Origin of the sequence: Rhodococcus globerulus (assembly GCF_019334125.1) — a bacterium.
Taxonomy (GTDB): Bacteria; Actinomycetota; Actinomycetes; order Mycobacteriales; family Mycobacteriaceae; genus Rhodococcus_F; species Rhodococcus_F globerula.
On the sequence record NZ_CP079698.1, the window covers coordinates 1,662,955 to 1,684,933 of the forward strand.

The window sequence follows — 21,979 nt, forward strand, 5'->3', positions numbered from 1 at the left end:
CAGGGTAGGTCAATGTCTTCGAAAAGTTCGACATCCAGCCAGGCCGCCGCACTTCGACTTTCCGCTCTACTGCTCGGCGCGGGAACCATGCACTTTGTTGCGCCATCGTTCTTCGACAGCACCGTCCCCCGCCAACTCCCCGGCGAAGCCCGTACATACACCCAGGTATCCGGTGTCGCAGAATTGGCAATCGGGGCCGCTCTGGCCATTCCGAAAACTCGCCGATTGGGAGCCGGTCTGGCAGCAGCGCTGTTTGTTGCGGTGTTCCCCGCCAACATTCAGATGGCAGTGGACTGGTGCCGCAGCAACAAGACGTCCACTGCGCAGAAGGTCGGTTCGATCGCGCGCCTTCCAGTGCAAATCCCCTTGGTGACCGAAGCTCTCAAGGCGCGTCGTAACGCCGGCTAGCTCGAGCTGTCCTCGCGGGCTCCTGCCGTGCGGATGAGGTGCGCCAGCGCTTCACCGTCCGGCAGGTTCTCGGGCGAGATGGTGCGGCCGGTCCGCACGTAGTGGAATGCCGCGCGAACCTTGTGCAGTGGAAACTCTTCCTTCCGTCCCGACGCGCGGGCGCGCGCGGACATCAATTCGCCCCACGCCACGCGGTAGGCGGCCAACTGCATGACCACAGCATCTTCGTTGGCGGCGGACGGTTCAGCTCCGGTCTTCCAGTCGATGACCGTCCAGCCTCCGTCCGAGTCCGCGAACACCGCGTCGATTCGGCCGCGCAAAACCGTTCCGGCGATGGAGGTTTCGAACGGGACCTCCACCTCGACGGGACTGCGGTTAGCCCACGGAGAACGCAGGAACGCATCCTGCAGTTTGATCAGATCGGTTTCCGGGCCGGCTCCGGTATCGGCGGCGCCCGGCAATTCGTCGAGATCCAGCAACCGTGTTGCGCCGAAGCGTCGCTCGATCCACGCATGGAATGCCGTACCTCGCCTGGCCAGCGGGTTGGGCGGATACGGAAGAGGCCGACGCAATCGAGCCGCGAGTTCGTCGGGATCAGCTTTGAGGTCGACCAACTGTGTCACCGAAAGTTGTGCCGGGAGAATCACTTCGGCACGAGCATTGGCGCGGGCCTCTCGTTCTGCCAGGAGCACCGTCACATCCGACGCCCAATTCTCCGGGTCGTCTTCAGGGTCGTCTTCAGGGTCGACTTCAGCGTCGTCAGGGTTGGTTTCAGTGGGCTTCGCCAGCTCTGCCAGTACAGCGGCTGCGCCGGCCTCCACCGCGCCGCGCCGTGAACCGAGCGGATCCGGTGGCCACTGAGCAGTTCTCGGTGTGGATGCCAACGGATTCTCGGTGTCGGGTTCAGGGTCGGGCGCCCAGGTCTCGACAACGCCGATGTCCCCGGTTTCGGTAACCGTCTGGTGCAGTTCGGCCAGGAACTCCGACGGCCCTTTGGGTTCGGCTCCCGACTCGGCCCAGTGGTGCGCCGAAATGAACAGTGCCCGTTCGGTTCGCGTGAGAGCAACGTAGAACAGGCGCCTGTCCTCGTCGAGTCGGCGATCTCCGAGAGCCTGCTTGTGCGCGTCGATCGCGTTCTGCAGATCCTTGCGGTTGTAGACATTCTCGAGGTCGAGCACGGGAACACCGTCGGCCGAATCTGCGTCGACGGCACGGTCGCCGCGCAGCGAAGGCGGCAATTCTGCAAGCGCTCCCAGCCACGAACCGGACGCCGTCGAGGACGGGAACACACCGTCGCTGACGTGCGGAACGGCAACAACTTCCCATTCCAGTCCCTTCGCGGAGTGCACCGTCAGAATCTGGACCCGATCCGGCGCCACCTCCACTTCGCCGGGCGTCAGCCCTTTCTCGATCTGTTCGGCGGCTGCGAAGAACGACAACATCCCGGTGAGATTGGCGGTGGGACGCGTCGCGTAGTTGGCAACAACATCGGCAAAGGCGTCGAGGTGCTCACGACCTGCGGTACCAAGCACACCGAGTCGCGTCCGTGCACCGGCCTCGATTCCGATGCCGAGCACCCGCTCGACCTCTGCCACCAATTCTGTGAGCGGTTGTCCGATGCGTTCACGCAACGAGGCCAGCTCACCGGCCACGGCGCCGATTCGCGCATAGCCGAGCGCCGAATAGTTCTCGGCCGGACCAGGATCCGATATCGCATCGACCAGCCCCGCCTGCTCGGCCTGCTCACCGGGCAGTGAATCCTGCACGGCCTCGGCCAACGCAGCCGAATCGGTGACGGCACCCGCCGTACCGTAACCCGCAGAAATCGCAAGCTCCCGAGATCGCTTCGACAGTGCGGCAACGTCCTTGGCACCGATCTGCCAGCGCGCCCCCGTCAGCAGGCGCACCGCGGCGCTGCCCGCCAACGGATCGGCTACTACCCGCAGCATCGCAATGACGTCGGCAACTTCGGGGGTGTGCAGGAGTCCACCGAGGCCGACCACCTCGACCGGCAAGCCGGCTGCTCGCAGTGCTTCGGCCAGCGGCGCGGCGTCGGCATTGCGACGGATCAGCACCGCTGCGGTAGGCGGCGGTCGATCATCGGCGCGCGCAGCGTCGTACTGCTCGGCAATTTTCTGCGCCACCCACTCTCGTTCCTGCTCGACGTCAGGCAACAATGCGAGACGGACATCGCCGGCAACTGCCCCAGGCCGGGCTCGCAAGGTGCTGACGGCAACCCCGCGTCGACGAAGCGGCGCAGACGAGAGATTGGCAAGTTCGAGTGCCTCCGGCGGATTGCGCCAGCTTGTCAACAATTCGAGGGTCGGAGCCGGGTTTCCGTTCGCGAGTGGGAAATCCGTCGCAAAGCGTGGGAGGTTGGCTGCCGATGCGCCGCGCCACCCGTAGATGGACTGCATCGGATCGCCGACGGCTGTCAAAGCCAGGCGGGCGTCAGTGCCGCCGCCGAACAACGAGGACAGCAACACTCGCTGAGCGTGACCGGTGTCTTGATACTCGTCGAGGAGCACCACCCGGAAGCGACTCCGTTCTGCTTCTCCCACTTCGGGGTGCCCCGAAGCAACGCGCGCCGAGAGAGACATCTGACTACCGAAGTCGAGGGCTCCTTCCCACCGCAACGTCTCGGACAATCTCGCAACGAGCGGCAGGAGTTCGACACGCTTGTGCTGGACCTCGAGGTATCCGAGCAGTTCCTTGCTCGGTCCGCCGCGCTGCTTCGGCCCGGCAGGCAACGTGTGGATCAACGCGTCGAGTTCCGCGTGCGCACCGCGCAGTTGATCTGGGTCCACAAGGTGCTCGGACAGTTGACCGGCAAGTGCCAGAACGGTTTCGGTGATCGACCCCGGATTCTTGTCGGTATCGAGATCACCGTCCCAGCCGCTGACAACTCGGTGCGCGACCTGCCACAGTTCCGTCTCCGAGAGCAGAGTCGCCGACGGTTCGATAGGCAGAAGAAGCCCGTGTTCGGACAACAGCCGGCCCGCATACGCGTGATACGTGCTGACCTCGGGTTCGCCGGCCAGTATCCGCGCACGCACTCCCCCGGTGGGGTCGAGGGCGCGCAGAACATCGGAACCGGCAAGCCGGGCCAGGCGCTTGCGAATACGAGTAGTGAGCTGCTGCGCGGCTTTTCGGGTAAACGTCAGACCCAGCACGGCCTCGGGGTCGACAAATCCGTTGGCCACCAACCAGACGACGCGGGCAGCCATTGTTTCGGTCTTGCCGGCGCCGGCGCCGGCAACAACCAGCGTCGGGCCCAGCGGTGCGGCGATGACCTCTGCCTGTTCCGGCGTCGGCGGGTGCTGGCCGAGAGCGAGCGCAAGATCGACCGGGCTGATCTTGGGGCGCCGCGCCTTGGACGCCATCTAGGAACTCACCTGCCGTCCTTCGTCGTGGGCGGGGCAACTGGACCGCACCGGGCAGTGGCGGCATCCGTCGTTGACCCGGGCCAGATACTGCGGCCCCTGCGTTGCGGCAGCGGCATTGTGGATGACATCACGCCACATCTCGACGGCCTCGGCGGTCAGCGGCGGCTGAACACGCTGCGTCGCACCGTCTTTCTTGTTGGACTTCGCCACGAATACCAGCCGGGCCCCACCGGGTTGCGCCGCCGGTTCTCCCGCTATCGCGCCTTCCGCTGCCGCCACCTGATAGGCCGCCAACTGCGCATGGGACTGCGCCGCGTCGTTGCTGACCGGGTTTCGCGCAGTCTTCACGTCGATGACGACAGGACGCCCCTCGGTGTCGCGCTCGAGTCGATCGATGCGGCCGCGGAGCTTGACGGCCGGCTCCCCCTCCTCGCGCGGTTCGAGAATGCCCTCGACCGCGACCTCCACACCGACTTCGGTGAGTTCGCCGCGGGTGGAACTCATCCAGGCCGTGAACGTGGCCAGCATCTCGCGGGTGCGATTGAGTTCCCGGCGCGAGTACCACTGCGAACCCAAGTCGATGGATTCCCAGGCATTTTCGAGTGCCTTCTCGACCTGATCCGGTGGTATACGCCCGGCGAGTGCCTGAACGAGAGTGTGGACGAGCGTGCCCGCGATGGCATGGGTGTTGTCGCCATCGGAACCGCCATGACGTTCGAACACCCAACGCAGCGGACATGTTTCGAGCAACTCGATGGTGGACGGCGAGAGCGCCACCGGGCCGTCCTCCGGCTGCCACAACGGTTCGACAGTGCTGGGCGAGCTGGTGCCGTACCACTGATCGGGGTGCGCGCCGCGCACTCCCGCTGCGGCCAGACGCGCCAATTGACGAGCTGCACGCGCATGCTTCTCGGGATCGCCCGCGGCGAGGTCTGGATCGCAGACCACACTGCGCAATTGGGCGACCAACGCCGGCAAGGACAACACCCGGGTGTCACCGGGTTCGGGAGCGGGCACCGCCGGTTCACCTGCGCCGTCGTCATCGAATTGATCGCCGCGCAGAAGCTCGTCGACAAATCGTGACGGCACCAGATCGGTATCACCCGAGGCGGATTCGACGGCTGTCACCAACAACCGGCGGCGTGCGCGAGAACATGCCACCAGGAAGAGTCGACGCTCCTCGGCCAGCAGCGGCGCAGTTCTCGACAACCGCTCTTCGGCGGAATCGCTGCCGTCCGACACACCGTTGATCAAATCGATCAGCGCCTCCGTCCGAAGGAGCGAACCGCGTGCCCGCAAGCTGGGCCACAGCCCTTCCTGAACACCGGCCACCGCGACAACAGCCCACTCACGTCCGGCCGCTGCGTGCGCACTGACAACAGTGACCGCATCCGGCGCGATCACCGAGCGCGAGCGCGAATCGGTGGGGATCTCCTGACTGGTGAGGTAGTCGACAAAACCCGCGAGCTGCGAACGCGGCAAGCGGTCCACGTAAGTGGCTGCGGCATCGAACAGCGCAACTACTGCGTCGAGGTCGCGATCTGCCTGCGAGCCGATCGGACCGCCGCGCGCCGACGCGGCCGCCCAGCGGCGTTCGAGCCCGGTGGCCTGCCACGCCGCCCACAGAACTTCCTCGACGCCGAGTCCACGATCGAGCGGCACGCGGGCTTTGCGCAATACCGACAGCACTCGATTCAGCGCGGCAGATTCGACGTCGGTCAGCTTTGCGGTCAATCGCTTGGATTGCGCTCGGTCCTCGTCGATCAGGATGAGCCGCAACAGTTCTGCGGAATCGCGATCCTTCCCCGAAGCAAGTTCGATGCGGCGCAGACCGCGCCGCAACCGCCGCAGTGTCACCGGTTCGGCGCCGCCGACGGGGCCGGACATGAGCGCCAAGGCGTCGTCGCCGGTGAACCCGTCTCGCCCGAGCGCCCGAAGTAGCAGGAGAAGCCCGGACACTCCGTGTTGACGGGCAAGTGGGAGTTCGGTGGCTGCGGTGGTGACTGGGACGCCTGCCGCCAGCAAGGCACGTCGAAGCGGAGCCAAGGTTCGCGGAACCGAACGCACGATGACGGCCATGTCGGACCACGCAATGCCGTCGAGGAGGTGCGCGCGCCGCAAGGTGTCCGCGACCACTGCCGCTTCCTTGGCTGTGGTGCCCAAGACTCGCACCGACGCGTGAGCGGGATTGTCATCCGACAGGTCGGCGGGTACCGCAATCCGGTGAGCGAGGTTGCCGGGCAATCGTGCGGCGACCTTCGCCGCAATGGCCGCGACGTCGGCGTTGTTGCGGTACGTAGTGGGCAGGATGACTGCCCGCTCGTCGCCCTTGTCCGCCAGGTCTAGCAGGAAACGGGAATCAGCCCCGCGGAATCCGAACACGGACTGATCCGGGTCGCCGGCGATCACCGTCGTTGCCGTTCCGGTTCCGATCAGCCGAACCAATTGCGCGGCTTGCGGATCCAAGTGTTGAGCATCATCGACAAGGAGGTGACGGATGCGGGCGCGCTCGGATCGCAACAACTCGGGGTCCGTGGCAAACGCGGTGAGCGCAGCACCGATCAACTCGGCGGCATCAAGTGCCGGCGCCGTCGCCTCCGGGGCTTCGACTCCCACGGACGCGCGCAACAGAACTCCCTGCTCGTACACCTCGGCGAATCGTCCGGCAGCCACCCATTCCGGACGGCCTTTACGCTTGCCGAGCTTGATCAGATCTTCCGGTCCGAGGCCGCGTTCGTTGGCGCGCAACATCAGATCGCGCAGTTCGACGGCAAACCCGTTCATGCCCAGTGCCGGCCTCAGTCGCTCCGGCCAGTACCGCGCGCCGTCCTCGATGTCGCCGCGCAACATCTCACGCAACACCGCGTCCTGTTCGGCCCCGGTGATCAAACGCGGCGGAGCGTTGCCGTGCGCTGCTGCCTGCAACCGCAGCACCGCAAACGCGTAGGAGTGCACGGTGCGGACCAGCGGTTCCCGAGTTGCCTGCGGGCCACGCTCGCGTTCGAACCCGAACAGGCCCGCGGTGATCTGTTCGCGCACCGCTGTTGCCGCCCGACGCGACTGTGTGAGGACCAGAACGGATTCCGGGTCTTCGCCGCCGGAAATCTTGGCAACCGCCAGATCGACCAGTAGTGACGACTTGCCGGTTCCCGGACCGCCGAGCACCTGCCAGGGATTCCACTGCTCACCGCCGAAGGCCAGCATGAACGGATCGTCGGCGGGCTCCGCGAACAATTGCGCAGCGGCGGCGTCCCACTTCCGCGGAACGAGTGAGGGCGCGGCCCGGTGCACCAACCGCGCCCGCGGGATGGTGTTCTTGGTGCGCGCCGGCGGTGGCGCCACAATCGTCTCACTCACCCAGGCATTCCATCAGAGGGCACCGACACGGCACACATCGCCCGCGTCGGGCAAGATTGGCCTGTGCCCGCACTCCACACCTATCTGTACGGCCCGGCCGGTGCGCCGGAGATACTCTCGTTGCACGGTCTGACCGGCCACGGCCGACGGTGGCAGTCGATGGCCGAGAATCAGCTCCCCGACGCTCGCTGGATCGCTCCCGATCTGCGTGGTCACGGCCGCTCGACCTGGTCTCCCCCGTGGAATATCGAGGCGCATGTTGCCAGCCTGATCGATACCCTGGACGAGCATGCGTCCGGCCCGGTCCTGATCGTTGCCCACTCGTTCGGTGGCGCTCTGGCGCTGCATCTCGCGGCGACTGCGCCGGACCGCGTCCGCGGATTGGTATTGCTCGATCCTGCTATCGGACTCGATCCGGAGTTCATGGGCCGAGTGGCCGAACTCACCATCGGTTCACCGGATTACACGGATGCAGCCGAGGCGCGTTCGGAAAAGGTTCACGGCTCGTGGGGAGAAGTTCCCCCGGCGGTACTGGACGAGGAATTCGAAGAGCATCTGATCCACCTCGACAACGGACGCGTCAACTGGCGACTCTCCACTCCCGCCGTCGTCACAGCGTGGGGAGAACTCGCTCGGCCACCGGTACTGCCACCGAGTTCCATGCCGACGGTGATCGTCCAGGCCATGAAGGTGCAACCGCCGTACGTCACCGACGAGTTCCGCACGGCAATCACCGAGCACCTCGGCCCGAACCTCACCAGCGTCGAGTTCGACTGCGACCACATGGTGCCGCACGTGCGCGCCGACGAGGTTGCGGCCCTGATCCGCAAACTACTCTGAGACTCAGACAATGGCCGCCACCACGGACGAACAGATCGAAGAGGTCCGCCGACTCGTCGCGTCCATACCCGCCGGATGTGTCGCCACCTACGGCGATATTGCCGATGCTGTAGGGCTTTCCAGCCCACGCACGGTCGGGTGGATCATGCGTACCGACTCCTCGGATCTCCCCTGGCATCGGGTTCTGGGTGCATCCGGGAAACCCGCAGCGCACCTGGCGCATCGACAGATTGCGAAGCTGGAATTGGAGGGCGTGCCGATCAAGGACGGCCGGATCGACATGGCGCGCGCACGGCACACCTTCCCGTAAGGCAGCATGGACGCATGAACGCCCATCCGCCTACCTGTGCGCTGATACTTGCCGGCGGACGCGGCACCCGGATGGGTGGTGTCGACAAACCCGGACTTGTGGTGCACGGTCACCGTCTGCTCGACATTGCACTCGCTGCAACAGCACATTTAGGCACGACGGTGGTGGTCGGACCGCATCGCGACGACCTCGACACCGGGGTCGTGCAAACCCAGGAGTCGCCGATCGGCGGTGGGCCGGTGTCGGCACTCTGGGCAGGATTGAACGCCGTTGAACTACCCGACGACGCAGTAGTGGTCGTCCTGGCAGCCGATCTGCCACACGTCAGTCGCGGGGTCGTCGACTCCCTGATCGACTCAACGTCACACCTGGGCCCAGTGACGTGCGCGGTCGACGAGAACAACCGAACGCAATTTCTGTTGTCCGCCTGGGTATTCCATGAACTACGTGAGCGCATCGCGACACTTCGGGAGAGTGCCGGTCTCGACAATCAGCCGATGAAGAAGCTACTGACCCAAGGATTCTCGGCACTCCAGGTGAGTGGCACAGCCGATTGCGACACTCCCGAGGATCTCGAACGGGCACGGGAGCTACCTCGACTGACAATCGCGGGGGCCCGCGCCGCGGTTCTGGAGTCGCTCACACCACTGCGCCCCCGCCGAGCAGTGCTGGCCGAAAGCTTCGGCGCGACGCTCGCCGAACCTCTTGTTGCACAGGGTGATCTACCGCCATCTCCTGTCTCCGCGATGGACGGCTATGCCGTTGCAGGTGACGGCCCCTGGCGGATTCGCCGGGAAGTCCGCGTCGCCGGCGCCGACGCCACTCTCGAGTTGGCAGACGGTGAAGCAATCCGCATCGCGACGGGCGCACACCTTCCCACCGGCGCAAGCGCAGTAATCCGGGACGAACACGTGGTCGCCGACGGCACTCCCCCATTACTGACGCTGCTGCCGAACACACCGCAGCGCAACGACTCTCGGCCGCAGGGCGAAGACTGGACCGTCGGTTTCACCATCGCACCGGCAGGTACACCGGTGACACCGGTACTCGTCTCCGCGGCCACCAGCGGTGAAGTTGTCGAAGGCCTGGTTCGCGGCCCGGTGCGTGCGCGGGTCGTGACAACGGGCGACGAAATCCGACGAGACGGGCCACTGCGCGAAGGCCAGACACGCGATTCCATCGGCGGCATCCTCCCGCTTCTTCTCGGGCAATGCGGCGCGACATGCATCTCCGACACCCATTTACGCGATACCGCAGACGGTTTCGAGACCACTCTCGGTGCTGACGACGGCGCCGATCTCATCGTGATCGTCGGTGCGACGGGCGGCGGCGCTGCCGACGAAATGCGCTCTGCCCTGGACCGTCTCGGCGCCCACACCGTTGTCGGCAGGGTCGCGTCGCGTCCGGGCGGTTCACAGATCACGGCAGTCCTGCCCACCGGAAAGGTGGTGCTCGGCCTTCCCGGAAATCCTTATGCAGCAGTGACCACACTGTTGACAATGCTGCCCACCATTGTCAGTGCGCTCACCGGGCGAACTCCGTTGCCGCCGTTGCTCGGAGTGGTCGCGAATGCCTCCGAGGTCAGTTACGATGCCGTGCGACTACTTCCGGTCACGCAGACCGATGACGGCCGCTGGCACGCAGACCCTTCGGTTCGCACCTCACATCTGGCGGGCTTGATAGGCAAGGCAGCGTTTGCGCTTGTGCCCGCATCGGCACCCGACAACGTCGTGGCCGAACTCGTTCTGCTGGGATAAGGCTCACCATTCCTGGTACGACGTCGACGGCGCACTGGTCCCGAGCAGCCTCAGATCACCGCCACGCCGCGGCGAGCCGCCGAATACCGGTCGACCACAAGGTCCACGACACCGGGATCTACTCCGAGAGGTTCGGTGACGCCGTCAGCGCCTGCCGCACCAAGACGTTCGTGAAACAATCCGTGCGCAAGAAGATATGACGCGATGAACACGCGGCGCGCGCCGCGAACTCGGGCTGCTGCAACAACATCCGCCACCTTGGGTGTTCCGGTTGCGATATACCCGATATCGACTCGCGTGTCGGCCTGCTCCGCCAACATCAGGGCGGCGCGCTCGACATCGCGCAGGGCGCGCGAATCGGAAGATCCTGCTGCGGCAAGGACTATCGCGTCGCCGTTGCGCCAACCGGCATCGCGCAATCGACGCATCAGGACGGTGGCCAACGCGGGATCGGGACCGAGCGCAGGCGTGACCGTGACGCCCTGGTGCCCACTGACTTCCACTTCGCGTCGCACATCGGTGTGAACGTGATATCCCGACGCCAGGAACGCGGGCACGAGAACTGCCCGGCCGGGGATGTCGCGGAGAACCTCCGACGGCGACGGACCCAGGACGTCGACAAAGGCCACCCGAGTTGCACCTACCCGGGCACTGACCGCTTCGGCCAGTGCCGCAATCATTTCCACGCCCCGCGCACTTCGTGTGCCGTGCGCTACCAGGACCAGGACGTCGCTAGAGTTCTGCGTATTCGGTGGGATCGAGTGCAAGACGATAACCTCGCTTCACAACGGTTTGAACGGCTTTGGGAGCGCCGAGGCACGCGCGCAGGCGTGCGACGGCGGTTTCGACGGCGTGTGTGTCGTCGCCGCTCCCCGGAAGGGCGGCCAACAGTTCGGCACGAGAGACCACGTGCCCCGGCCTCGCTCCGAGAGATCGCATGAGAGACATACCGGCCGGCGACACTGCTCGGACTTCACCGTCTACGACAACGCAACCACCGCGGATACTGATTTCGTGGTCGCCGGCCTGAATACGGTTGGCACGCTGCGGAAGTTCGTCGACAATGTGTCGCGCCAAGGCTCCAAGGCGAGCCCTGGCCGGTGCTGTGGTCGGGACCTGCAATGCCTCCAGCGGCGCGGAGGTCACCGGCCCGACGCACACTGCCGTTACCGGTCCGCGCATGGCATCGAGAATGCTGTCGAGTCGCCCCGTCGTATCGGCCCGCATCAGGATCGACGCCACCGCCGGTGCACTCGTGAAGCTGACAGCATCAATTGCAGATGACGCGATGGCCTCGATCATCCGGTCGAGCAGAGTCGGATCTTCCGGAGGTTCCCAGCGGTAGACCGGCACTGCGATGACCTCGGCACCCACGTCCCGCAGCACCTGACAGAAATCGGGAATCGGTTCCCATTCCGTAGTGGCGCCGTGCAACTGGACGGCAATGACCTTTCCCGCAACCCCCTCCGCAAGCAGGTGTTCGAGTACTTCAGCCGACGATTCGGAGGCCGGAGACCATTCTTCGCGCAGGTCCGCTGCGCGAATCGCACCTTTGGCCTTGGGCCCGCGGGCCAGTAGACGTGCCGAAGTCAGTGCCGCGGAGAGATTCTCGGCCTCGCCCCACCCGTCCGCAGCTTCGAGCCAACCACGAAATCCGATACCGGTCGTGGCAACAACCACCTCGGGCGGACTCGCGATGATCTGCTGCGTCACCCGCTCCAATTCACGGTCGTCGGCGAGTGGGATGATGCGGATAGCCGGAGCGTGCACCACTTCCGCTCCCCGACGCGTCAGCAGCATCGCAAATTCATCGGCACGGCGCGATGCCGTGATCCCGACCGTGAACCCCGCTAGTGGCATGTTGTCATTCACGAGACGGATTCGACAGCCCGAATAGTGCTGTGCACCTGCACCACGCCGGCCCAGACCCTGATCTCGTACACCGGTAGCGACACCGATTCGTCGTCGAGTGCCCGGCCGTCGACCAGCGAGAACGCCTGCTTGAGCAACGGCGACACCACGATCGGCTCACCGTCACGGTCTCCGACCAGTCCGCGTGACATCACCGAGGCGCGTCCGTACGGATCGAAGTTGCCGACGGCACGCAAGGTGCCGTCCTCGAGGAGGAACAGCGCCACCTGCTCACCGCCGCGGAGCAGCACTGCTACCCCGCGTCCAGGGATGAGGTGACTCAGTGGGCACGCCGAAGTCCATTCCAGTCGTTCGGAATCCAGCTTGGCGATCTGCGCATCGATGACACTCATCGAAGTCCTCCTGTCGATCCGGCGACAACGCCGCACGGGTTCTTGTATTAGTTTGTACGGACCCCGTGTTACCCACGGGTTACGCAGCGATTACCGGCGCGTAGGGATGCTCGGCATTCCCATCAATACGGGAACCTTGCGCACTCCGGTCTCGTCGAACACGACCGTCGGGTCGGCTTCTTCCGGCGCATTGACAAACGACACGAACCGCGACAACTTCTCCGGATCACCGAGCACACCGGCCCATTCGTCCTGGTAGCCCTCGACATGCTTGGCCATCAGCGCCTCGAGTTCCTCGCCGATACCCAGGCTGTCCTCGCAAATCACCGACTTGAGGTGGTCGAGTCCGCCGTCCAGCGAGTCCACCCACGGTGCGGTGCGCTGAAGTCGATCAGCCGTGCGGATGTAGAACATGAGATAGCGGTCGATGTACTTGACCAGGGTGACGTCGTCGAGGCCACCAGCGAGCAACTGAGCATGCTTGGGTGACTGTCCGCCGTTGCCGCCCACATACAGATTCCAACCGTTCTCCGTCGCGATGACGCCGACGTCCTTGCCACGGGCTTCGGCGCATTCGCGGGCACATCCCGAGACGCCGAACTTGATCTTGTGCGGCGATCGCAGGCCGCGGTAGCGGTTCTCGAGGTCGACGGCCATTCCTACCGAGTCCTGGACGCCGTAGCGGCACCAGCTCGATCCGACGCAACTCTTGACCGTTCGCAGGGACTTGCCGTACGCCTGTCCCGACTCCATTCCCGCATCGACCAGGCGCTTCCAGATTGCCGGCAACTGCTCGACTCGAGCGCCGAACAAGTCGATGCGCTGGCCGCCGGTCACCTTGGTGTACAGACCGAAATCACGCGCCACCTCACCGATCACGATGAGCTGTTCTCCCGTAACCTCGCCGCCGGGCATGCGCGGTACGACCGAGTACGTACCGTTCTTCTGGATGTTGGCCAGGAAGTGGTCGTTGGTGTCCTGCAACGACGCCTGCTGACGGTGCAGGATGTGATCGGAATCCGTGGACGCCAGGATCGACGCGACGACGGGCTTGCAGATATCGCAACCGGAACCCTTGCCGTACTTGGCAATCAGAGCCGAGAAGGTTCGAGTCTGCGTCGACTGCACGATCTGGAACAACTCTGCGCGTGACTGCGCGAAGTGCTCGCAGAGCGCCTTCGACATCACGACGCCCGAATCGGCGAGCAACTGCTTGACAGTCGGAAGGCACCCGCCGCAGGTGGTTCCAGCGCTGGTGCACGCCTTTACCGACGCGATGTCGCACGCACCCGCCGCGATCGCGCCGCAGATGGCGCCCTTCGTCACGCCGTTGCACGAGCACACCTCGGCATCGTCAGGCAGCGAACCCGCACCCGGCTTCTCCCCCGCAGGCGAGATCAATGCCGCTGGGTCACCGGGCAGTTCGCGACCGACCAGCGGTCGCAGTGACGCGTACGCCGACGCGTCCCCCACAAGAATTCCGCCGAGCAGGATCTTCGCGTCGTCCGACACGACAAGCTTGGCGTACGTTCCCTTGGCTGCATCGCTGAGGACCACTTCGAGAGCACCGGGCGAGGTGGCCATCGCGTCACCGAAGCTGGCGACGTCGACACCCATGAGCTTGAGCTTGGTGGACATATCGGCACCCGGGAAATCTGCGGCGCCGCCGAGCAGACGGTCGGCCACGATCTCGGCTGTCGTGTAGCCGGGTGCGACCAGTCCGTAGCAACGGCCGTCAACCGCAGCACATTCGCCGACTGCGTAGATGTTCTCATCCGAGGTGACGCAGCCGAGGTCGGTCAGGATTCCGCCGCGCTCACCCACTGCGATGCCGGCGTCGCGAGCCAGCTGATCGCGCGGACGGACACCGGCCGAGAAGACCAGCAACGACGCGTCGATGGTGGAGCCGTCGGACAGTTCGACCACAATTCCGTTGTCGGTCTGCGAGATTCCCGCCGTTCCGACGCCCGTGTGGACGGTGAGCCCCAACTCGGTGACGAGGCGAGCGAGCAGAGCGCCGCCGCCCTCGTCGACCTGCATCGGCATCAGACGCGCATTGTGCTCGACGACGTGTGCCGTCATTCCCATGAGCGAGAGAGCATTTGCGGCCTCGAGTCCGAGAAGACCACCGCCGACCACTACGCCGACGGCGCCCTTGCCGGCTTTCTCCGCGGCAGCGCGGATGCCGTCCAGGTCGTCGAGCGTGCGGTAGACAAAGCATCCGTCGGCGTCGTGGCCCGGCACCGGCGGAACAAAGGGGTACGAACCCGTCGCCATCACCAGTGCGTCGTAGGAGAGCGTGTCGCCGGTCGTTGTCGTGACCGTTCGTGCGTCCTTGTCGATCGAGAGTCCGCCTTCCCCCACTCGAAGGTCGACCAGGCTGTCGCCGATGTAATCGTTGCCGGCCAGCGCCAATTCCTTGGGGTCCCAGGCTCCGACGTACGAGGACAGCCCGACTCGGTCGTACGCTGCGTACTGCTCGTCGCAGAGTACGGTCACCGACCAGGTGTTTGCCTCGTCGCGCGAACGGAGCGCCTCGACGAAGCGGTGTCCGACCATTCCGTGTCCGATGACAACAACCGACTTGCTCATGACGCGCCTACTTCCTGATGTAACGAGAGAGTTCTGGAGATTCTGCGAGCCGGGCGTTATGCCGTGACCGCAACCTTCGCGTCGTCGACGTCTGTAGTGAGCGTGGACGGCTTGCGCAGGAAGACGAACCAGGTCACTGCGATGCAGGCGATGTAGAAGGCGAGGAACACCCAGAACGCCATCGTCGCCGACTTCGCGGGGCTGGTGTACGACGCGCGCAGCACCAGGTTGATGCCGACACCGCCCAAACCGCCTACCGCACCGGCAAATCCGATGAGAGCACCGGAAATACTGCGCGACCACGTTGCCTTCTCCGCCCGATCCATGTGGTCGAAGCTCTGCGCCTTCGCCTCGAAGATCGCGGGGATCATCTTGTAGACCGATCCGTTGCCGATGCCCGAGAGCAGGAACAGTGCGATGAATCCGAGAACGAACGTCACCATGATCCCGGCACTTGCGACGCCTGCGGTGTTGTCGTCCATCGTTCCGGCCGTCACGAGGACCGATGCCGCGAAGGCCATGCCGACAAACGTCCACATCGTGATCTTTCCGCCGCCGATCCGGTCGGCGAGTTTGCCACCGAGGGGGCGAGCGATCGAACCGAGGAGAGGACCGATGAAGGCGATCTGGGCTGCATGCAGCGCCGCCGCAGCCGGAGTGGCACCGCCGGCGAGGAAGTTGATCTGCAGAACCTGACCGAAGGCGAAGCTGAATCCGATGAACGAACCGAACGTGCCGATGTACAGGAAGCTGATCACCCAGGACTCGGAGAACTTCAGCGCCGTGGCCATCGAGCGCAGGTCAGACTTCTGGTTACCCAGGTTGTCCATGAACAGTGCAGCGCCGACGGCAGCAGCCGCGATGAACACGAGGTAGATGGCGCACACGATCCACGGCGCACGGTTACCGACGGTGGCGATCACCAACAGGCCGATCAGCTGGATCATCGGAACACCGATGTTGCCGCCGCCCGCGTTGAGACCGAGCGCCCATCCCTTGAGCCGCTGCGGGTAGAAGGCATTGATGTTGGTCATCGACGACGCGAAGTTACCGCCGCCGATGCCTGCGGTAGCCGCCACCAACATGAACGTGGTGTACGACGCACCCGGGTTCATCATCAGGTACAGCGTGAGAAGTGTTGGTATGAAAAGGAACAGCGCACTCATGACGGTCCAGTTGCGACCGCCGAAACGCGCGGTGGCAACCGTGTACGGAATGCGGAGGATGGAACCCACCAAGGTGGGAACCGCGACGAGGAAGAACTTTCCGGCCGCGTCGATGCCGTAGATATCAGTGGGCATGAACAACACCATGACGGACCAGATCGACCAGATGGAGAAGCCGACGTGTTCGGCTACCACTGACCAGATCAGGTTTCGCTTCGCGATGTCCTTGCCGCCGGATTCCCAGGCGTCGACGTCCTCTGCATCCCAATGCTCGATGTAATGACTCACCAGGGCCTCCTGAATGTGTGGGAGACCTAAAGGTAGAAAACGGTTATTGCGCCGGTGCTGCGCGCGGTGACCGAGAAGTCAATTGATCCTCACCCGGTAACAGGACTTGATGTGAGGACTATCGGGCGTGCCAGGAGTCCTCGAGCATCCGCGGCTTGCAGGCCTGATATGCACCGACCAGCACTACGACGACGGCAACGACGAGCAGTCCGAAGGGTGCCGCATATCCATCCGTCGCATCGTGAAACACGCCGAACAGCAACGGCCCGAGGCACGCCACTGTGTAACCGATGCCCTGAGTGAAGCCGGACAACGCCGATGATCCGGCGTGCGAACGTGTGCGGAGGTTGATCAGCGTCAGCGCCATCGGGAACGTACTCGGACCAAGACCCAGAACGACAACCCAGACGATCGGTGCGGCCATCGGCGCGAAGTACAGGCCGGCAAAGCCGATCAGATAGCAAGCAGCACAGACGATCACCACGGGGAACGGATTAGCGATACGAGCGCAGAGCGTCGGCGCACCGAAAGCCGCGACCAGACCCATCACCGAGAAGACTCCGACCATGGTTCCACCGAAGGCATCACTGGCACCGGCGTCGGCGAGGATCGACGGAATCCAGGTGAACATCGAGTACGTGATCAGCGAGGTCATACCGAACATGCCGGCCATCCCCCACGCAACGGGTGAACGCCACACCTGACCGCGGCGACTCTCGTCGACTGCCGGTGCAACAACTGTCTCGGCTTCGGCTTTCCGCGAGCGTGCCAGGGTGATCAGCCACGGTACGGCCGCGGCAAAGCCGAATGCAGCCCACCATCCGATGGAGAACCGCCATCCGAAGGCGTCGGCCACGGGAACCGCGACAAATGCCGGAACGATGGTGCCGATCTGCACGGCGACGATGTAGACCGAACTCATGGTGGCAAGACGATCGGAGAAGTATCGCTTGACCAACGGCGGGATCACGACATTGCCGATACCCATGCCCGCCAACGCGAGAGCCGAAAGGGCCAGCAACGACCACGTCTGAGACATCATGGCGCGCAACAGCATTCCGACGGCAGCCATGATCATGGCCAGCAACGCGGTGCGTTCGAGGCCGAGGCGCTTGGCCAGGGCAGGCGTGAGCAGACCGAAGACGGCGAACATCGCCGTCGGCACCATCCCGAAGACACCGACCACCGAACCGGAGAAACCGAACTCGTCTTGGATCTGCGACGCAAGCGGAGAGAACGACGTCACCGCAAGTCGTAGTACGAGCGCAGACATCGCGATGGCAGCGAATACGAGCACACGGCCTTTGACGAGCGGGCGGCGTTCTGTTCTCTCCAGCTGAGCAGTCACCGAGAAATCATAGGATGACCGGACGAAATGACACAAGGGAGATAATCTAGCGTCACCACCGATCAGTTACCGGAAACCGAGGAACACCACGTGCAACCAGTTCGACGCGCCAGCCTCATCTCACAGGTCACCGAACAACTCCGCGACGAAATACGGAGCGGAACGTGGCCCGTCGGAACAAGGATTCCCACCGAACCCGAACTGACCGAACTGACCGGCACCGGGCGGAACACCGTGCGCGAGGCTGTGCAGGCACTCGTGCACGCGGGCATGCTCGAGCGCCGACAGGGCTCGGGAACCTACGTTGTGGCACTCACCGATCTCGGTGGCACCCTCGGCAACTACTTCGCCGGAGCGCACGAGCGCGACGTACTCGAACTGCGTCGAGCACTCGACATCACCGCTGCGACACTCGCCGCCGCCCGGCGCACCGATGACGACGTCGCCGAACTGACACGCCTACTCGCGGTACGGGCAGCAACCTGGGAGGGTCACGACACCACAGCAGCCGCCGTGGCCGACGCGGCACTGCACCGCGCGATTGTCGCGGCCAGTCACAATGCGGTGTACCTGGAGTTCTACGACTCCCTGCTGCCCGTCATCGAATCAACGATCCATCAGCACATCGACGCCACCGGCGAAGGATTCCACAGCCGGCATCAGAACCTCGTGACGGCGGTCATCGCGGGCGATACACGGGCCGCATCGGATGCAGCGCGTGATCTGTTCGAAGGCCTGGTCGCCGACTTCGGCTGACCACGCGAGCTAGAGAAGCAACCGGACGATATCGGAGGTTCGGGCCAGACCGGGAAACGCGTCCGCCGTCGACCGGGGATGCAGAACATGAACAGCCAATCGGAACATCACGGCTCGAAGCAGCATCTGCGGCCACTCCGGCAGATCCTCCCACCGGCCGACCAGAGCCTCGTCGGCGCCGCCCCACGAGATGGCGTCGACAACCGCGACAGCTGCGGCCCAGGCCGCCGGTCGCCAGTACGGCGTGATGTCGGTGATCCCGGGAGCCATGCTGCCCGAGAACAGAACGGTGCCGAACAGATCACCGTGCACCAATTGATCAGGACTCTGAACCGGTTTACGGAGAGTGGCCAGACCCGCGATCAGTTCGAGGCTCTTTCGCCCGTCGGGAGTCGGCGACTCGAGCTGCTCGACGCCCTTCGCAATTCTCAGCGGAACCGTTTCCCAGGCCGCGCGGTCAGCGGCAACAAACACGTCGACCTCCGCCCACGGTGGCACCGGGGGCTGCGCCAGGAATCGCGGACGCTCCAGCGACGCCGTAGCAGCGTGGAGCCTGCACGACATGGAAACAACCTCGTCGTGCCGCGGTTCAGGCGTTCCGACGATGAAAGTGTCGGCGCGCCAACCGGATACGACATACCTGCCGTCGGTGGATCGGACCGGACGGGCCAAACGCACCCCGTCGACTTCGAGATTCTCACGCACTTTTGCAGACCAGGCCGCGCGCGCATGATCCGCGACGGCAGAGAGGACGACGTCTCCACACAACCAACCGCCGTCCCAATCCGCACCGAGTGGGATGGGCTCGACTTCGCGGAGGCCGAAGGTGGAGCACACGTGCTGGGGAGGTTGGCCTGTGCTCACCACCCCAACGCTACCGGTGCGAACCCGCTACGGGGTGCAAGGCACGCCTAGTAGAGGGGCAGAGAAGTATCCACCTGTTTCGCCCACGCGACCGCGCCGCCCTGCACATGAACGGCATCCGCGAACCCGGCGCTCTTGAGGACGGCAAGCGCCTCAGCCGACCGGATACCGGTTTTGCAGTACAGAACTATCTGCTTGTTCTGCGGCAACGACGCCAACGCTTCACCCGAGACAATCCGGCCCTTCGGAATCAGAACCGCCCCCGGCAGGTGCATGATGTCCCACTCGACGGGTTCTCGCACGTCAACGAGCTGCAACTCGCGACCGCTCTCGATCAGCTGCGCGAGTTCCGGCGCCGTGATCGTCGACTGCGCCACTGCCGCGCTCGCCTCCTCGGACACCACACCGCAGAACTCGTCGTAATCGATCAGTTCCGTCACCGGCGCCCGCGACGGGTCACGTTGCAACCGAATTGTGCGGAATGTCATCGACAACGCGTCGTACATCATCAGGCGACCGAGCAACGGTTCGCCGATTCCCGTGATCAGTTTCACGGCCTCCGTGGCCATGATCGAACCCACAGTCGCCGGCAGGACACCGAGCACTCCACCCTCCGCACACGACGGCACCATGCCTGGCGGCGGAGCTTCGGGGTACAGGTCCCGATAGTTCAGGCCCACACCGCCCGGCGCGTCTTCCCAGAACACGGAGACCTGGCCTTCGAAGCGATAAATCGAACCCCACACGTACGGCTTACCGGCGATGACGGCGGCATCGTTGACGAGGTACCGCGTCGCGAAGTTGTCGGTGCCGTCGAGGATCAGGTCGTACTCGGAGAACAGTTCGACCGCGTTGGAGTTGTCCAGGCGGAACTCGTGCAAGCGCACGTCGACGTGGTCGTTGATCTCGAGGATCGACTCGCGCGCACTGACCGCCTTGGAGCGGCCGACGTCCGAGCGGCCGTGAATGACCTGCCGTTGCAAGTTCGACATGTCGACTTCGTCGAAATCGACGATGCCGATCGTTCCCACTCCCGCCGCAGCGAGGTAGAGCAATGCCGGCGAGCCGAGTCCGCCGGCACCGATGAACAGGACCTTCGCGTTCTTGAGCCGCTTCTGACCCGACATCCCGACGTTCGGAATGATCAGATGCCGGCTGTACCTCGCGACTTCTTCCCGGCTCAACTCAGCGGCAGGCTCCACCAGAGGTGGCAGGACGACGGGTGATGCGGACACGAACGAACTCCTGAATTATCTACTTACGCTCTCGGATACGGCCACGGATTGAAACGGCAGGTCAGTCCGTTCATCGGTACGACGCCGTCGGGATCGAGGACCGCGATGTCGTTATTGGCGGTTCCGAACGTCTGCTGCATCATGATCGGCGCCAAACCACCTTCGGTTTCGCACGGCTGATGTTGGGCGTATCCAATGGCATGGCCGACTTCGTGGTTGATCTGATACTGCCGGTACGAACCGATGTCACCCTGGAACGAGATTGCTCCGCGAACCCATCGCGGCTCGTTGAGCAGGACTCGATCCATACCCGGGTTGTAGCACGAGCCTTCGAGTTCGATCTCGTATCCACAGCCGTCGCGAATGGTCATCTGAGAAGTCAACGAGATGCGGAAATCGGGCGAACCGGAATCGATACGCCGGAATGCGACCTTCGGATCGTTGGTCCAGCTCTTGGGATTGGCCAGCGTCTGATCGATCATCCGGCCGTACGACTCGTCGCCGCCGAATCCGGTGGTGTCGACGCCGTCCTCGATTTCGACGGTGTACGTGAACTCACGCTCGGTGCCCTGCCCGACCTTGCCCGTAGTTCCGGGGACTATGTGCCACGTGCCACCACCGGTGACCGCAAACGGTCCCCCATCCGGAAGTGCTCCGGACGGTATCGATGCCGCGAACTCGCCGTCGGCAGCCGGCGGAGCCCCGATGACATCGGTCCCGTCGGTGCTGTGCGCGAGGTCGGCAGTAGCCGTCGTAGACGACGAGGAATCCGTGACGGGGTCCGCACGCAGAGCGTCGAAGATGACAAAAATCGTCAGAATTGCGAGCACGGGAATCGCGTACGCACGCCACCCGTACGTCGCAACGAACTTGCCGAGCCGACTCTGCTTACGGGCACTGCGATCCGGCCGTGGGGTGCGTGGGGTCTTGCCCACCTGCCTCTTCGTGGGATCCCACTGCGCTCGCAACGGCTGGTGCGACGCAATTCCTCGGTAGTCGCGCTCTCCGTACATCCGGTCCTCGGGCGCACGGCTCTCACCGTCTTGGTTGCCCCACGGCTCGCTCACTCCGCTGCGCATTCGAAGCTCGTCACGGTCAGGGTTCTGCGTAGTTCGTCCACGCATGCGCGGTCCCCCTGGGTCAGTCACGGCTCCAGAATCTCACATCCCGCAAGCGGCAGGCTCCGACCGCACGAAACCCGCAGGCAAGGGCGTGTCAGATGTGCCATCCACCACATCACGCCGCGCGAGGTTCCGCTTGCCGAGACGAAAAAACGCGAGCGCGCGACACACGGTATCGTTCATGCAGCTACGGCTGATGTGACGGAGGATACTGGCGAGTACGCATTCGCGACTCGACATATTCGTGCCGCGGCCGAATTTTACTTTTGCTCAGATTGGACAGCGAC

General features: G+C 64.4%; 16 protein-coding genes. 5 read left to right on the forward strand and 11 right to left on the reverse strand.

Annotated elements, in window-relative coordinates; all coding sequences use genetic code 11:
* Nucleotides 1-12 precede the first annotated feature (12 nt).
* On the forward strand, nt 13-408 hold the full coding sequence (locus tag KYT97_RS07470; RefSeq protein ID WP_033231155.1) for a DoxX family protein: 396 nt from the start codon (nt 13-15) through the stop codon (nt 406-408).
* Here the strand turns inward: KYT97_RS07470 and KYT97_RS07475 are convergent.
* Together KYT97_RS07475 and KYT97_RS07480 are read right to left on the reverse strand one after the other, a co-directional pair.
* Nucleotides 405-3,791 (reverse strand): ATP-dependent helicase, encoded by a 3,387-nt coding sequence (locus KYT97_RS07475; RefSeq protein WP_219111991.1) that lies wholly within the window; start codon nt 3,789-3,791, stop codon nt 405-407. The genes KYT97_RS07470 and KYT97_RS07475 overlap by 4 nt on opposite strands.
* Nucleotides 3,792-7,151 (reverse strand): ATP-dependent helicase, encoded by a 3,360-nt coding sequence (locus tag KYT97_RS07480; protein WP_245006051.1) that lies wholly within the window; start codon nt 7,149-7,151, stop codon nt 3,792-3,794.
* 63 nt (nt 7,152-7,214) lie between these two features.
* On the opposite strand from KYT97_RS07480, the gene KYT97_RS07485 reads away from it, so the two are divergent.
* The 3 genes from KYT97_RS07485 to KYT97_RS07495 are packed head-to-tail and all read left to right on the forward strand — an operon-like array spanning nt 7,215 to nt 10,058.
* Nucleotides 7,215-7,991, forward strand: a complete 777-nt coding sequence (locus KYT97_RS07485) for an alpha/beta fold hydrolase (protein WP_219111992.1) — start codon at nt 7,215-7,217, stop codon at nt 7,989-7,991.
* Nucleotides 7,992-8,001: 10 nt separating this feature from the next.
* On the forward strand, nt 8,002-8,301 hold the full coding sequence (locus KYT97_RS07490) for an MGMT family protein (protein WP_045070513.1): 300 nt from the start codon (nt 8,002-8,004) through the stop codon (nt 8,299-8,301).
* Nucleotides 8,302-8,315: 14 nt separating this feature from the next.
* Nucleotides 8,316-10,058, forward strand: a complete 1,743-nt coding sequence (locus KYT97_RS07495) for an NTP transferase domain-containing protein (RefSeq protein ID WP_219111993.1) — start codon at nt 8,316-8,318, stop codon at nt 10,056-10,058.
* Nucleotides 10,059-10,108: 50 nt separating this feature from the next.
* Here the strand turns inward: KYT97_RS07495 and KYT97_RS07500 are convergent, their stop codons facing one another.
* From KYT97_RS07500 to KYT97_RS07525, 6 genes are all read right to left on the reverse strand, one after another.
* Nucleotides 10,109-10,816: a sirohydrochlorin chelatase gene (locus tag KYT97_RS07500; protein WP_280639082.1), complete on the reverse strand. Its 708-nt coding sequence runs from the start codon at nt 10,814-10,816 to the stop codon at nt 10,109-10,111.
* Nucleotides 10,791-11,930: a uroporphyrinogen-III synthase gene (locus KYT97_RS07505; protein WP_219111995.1), complete on the reverse strand. Its 1,140-nt coding sequence runs from the start codon at nt 11,928-11,930 to the stop codon at nt 10,791-10,793. The genes KYT97_RS07500 and KYT97_RS07505 overlap by 26 nt, the downstream gene beginning before the upstream one ends.
* The gene (gene nirD, locus KYT97_RS07510; RefSeq protein ID WP_033231161.1) at nt 11,927-12,322 is read right to left on the reverse strand and encodes a nitrite reductase small subunit NirD; all 396 of its coding nucleotides are present in this window, start codon (nt 12,320-12,322) and stop codon (nt 11,927-11,929) included. The genes KYT97_RS07505 and nirD overlap by 4 nt, the downstream gene beginning before the upstream one ends.
* Nucleotides 12,323-12,412: 90 nt before the next feature.
* Nucleotides 12,413-14,914 (reverse strand): nitrite reductase large subunit NirB, encoded by a 2,502-nt coding sequence (gene nirB, locus KYT97_RS07515; protein ID WP_219111996.1) that lies wholly within the window; start codon nt 14,912-14,914, stop codon nt 12,413-12,415.
* Between the two features lie 56 nt (nt 14,915-14,970).
* Complete coding sequence (locus KYT97_RS07520; protein ID WP_092801120.1) at nt 14,971-16,371, reverse strand: MFS transporter; 1,401 nt, start codon at nt 16,369-16,371, stop codon at nt 14,971-14,973.
* 115 nt (nt 16,372-16,486) lie between these two features.
* Entirely contained in the window at nt 16,487-17,716 is a 1,230-nt protein-coding gene (locus KYT97_RS07525; protein WP_219111997.1) for a CynX/NimT family MFS transporter, read from the reverse strand.
* Nucleotides 17,717-17,806: 90 nt separating this feature from the next.
* On the opposite strand from KYT97_RS07525, the gene KYT97_RS07530 reads away from it, so the two are divergent.
* The gene (locus tag KYT97_RS07530) at nt 17,807-18,472 is read left to right on the forward strand and encodes a FadR/GntR family transcriptional regulator (RefSeq protein ID WP_033231164.1); all 666 of its coding nucleotides are present in this window, start codon (nt 17,807-17,809) and stop codon (nt 18,470-18,472) included.
* Nucleotides 18,473-18,481: 9 nt separating this feature from the next.
* Here the strand turns inward: KYT97_RS07530 and KYT97_RS07535 are convergent, their stop codons facing one another.
* The 3 genes from KYT97_RS07535 to KYT97_RS07545 are packed head-to-tail and all read right to left on the reverse strand — an operon-like array spanning nt 18,482 to nt 21,584.
* Entirely contained in the window at nt 18,482-19,336 is an 855-nt protein-coding gene (locus KYT97_RS07535; protein ID WP_033231496.1) for a TIGR02569 family protein, read from the reverse strand.
* Between the two features lie 47 nt (nt 19,337-19,383).
* Complete coding sequence (gene moeZ / locus KYT97_RS07540; protein ID WP_045070524.1) at nt 19,384-20,571, reverse strand: adenylyltransferase/sulfurtransferase MoeZ; 1,188 nt, start codon at nt 20,569-20,571, stop codon at nt 19,384-19,386.
* 23 nt (nt 20,572-20,594) lie between these two features.
* A complete protein-coding gene (locus tag KYT97_RS07545; RefSeq protein ID WP_230589980.1) occupies nt 20,595-21,584 on the reverse strand; it encodes a DUF3152 domain-containing protein in 990 nt (329 codons plus the stop codon).
* Between the last annotated feature and the right edge of the window lie 395 nt (nt 21,585-21,979).

Excerpts from the sequence above, each read along its gene's own strand:
- KYT97_RS07470 (WP_033231155.1), top strand. The coding sequence starts at position 13 with ATGTCTTCGAAAAGTTCGACATCCAGCCAGGCCGCCGCACTTCGACTT.
- KYT97_RS07475 (WP_219111991.1), bottom strand. The coding sequence starts at position 3,791 with ATGGCGTCCAAGGCGCGGCGCCCCAAGATCAGCCCGGTCGATCTTGCG.
- KYT97_RS07490 (WP_045070513.1), top strand. The coding sequence starts at position 8,002 with ATGGCCGCCACCACGGACGAACAGATCGAAGAGGTCCGCCGACTCGTC.
- KYT97_RS07495 (WP_219111993.1), top strand. The coding sequence starts at position 8,316 with ATGAACGCCCATCCGCCTACCTGTGCGCTGATACTTGCCGGCGGACGC.
- nirD (WP_033231161.1), bottom strand. The coding sequence starts at position 12,322 with ATGAGTGTCATCGATGCGCAGATCGCCAAGCTGGATTCCGAACGACTG.
- nirB (WP_219111996.1), bottom strand. The coding sequence starts at position 14,914 with ATGAGCAAGTCGGTTGTTGTCATCGGACACGGAATGGTCGGACACCGC.
- KYT97_RS07545 (WP_230589980.1), bottom strand. The coding sequence starts at position 21,584 with ATGTACGGAGAGCGCGACTACCGAGGAATTGCGTCGCACCAGCCGTTG.